This window comes from Streptomyces beijiangensis (genome assembly GCF_017315755.1).
GTDB classification, from domain to species: Bacteria; Actinomycetota; Actinomycetes; order Streptomycetales; family Streptomycetaceae; genus Streptomyces; species Streptomyces beijiangensis.
The window spans coordinates 1-232 of the sequence record NZ_JAFLRJ010001715.1; the positions used below are offsets into that span (position 1 = coordinate 1).

Below are 232 nucleotides of genomic sequence, written 5' to 3' on the forward strand. Positions count from 1 at the left end.
AGAAAGCCCGCCGTACCGTACGGCGCCCCCTACTCGCCCTTCGCCGACGTCAGTCCCTGGATCCGCCCCAGGATCTCCACCTCGCCGCCGTCGCCGTCGCTCGGGTCCAGAGCCACCTGGTTGGACACGAACTCCATCGTGAGGGTCTGCCGGATCTCGCCGGTGGTCAGCGCCAGTACGTCCTTGTTCGGTGTCGGCACGGACGCCCCGGCAGCGGCGGTCTGCTTCTCGA

Annotated in this window: 1 protein-coding gene; it reads right to left on the bottom strand. The window is 69.0% G+C overall.

Annotation, left to right across the window (positions count from 1 at the left end; genetic code table 11):
• Positions 1–29: 29 nt before the first annotated feature.
• A partial coding sequence (locus J0695_RS43355; RefSeq protein WP_505383661.1) for a DUF8094 domain-containing protein occupies positions 30–232 on the bottom strand: 203 nt, incomplete at its 5' end.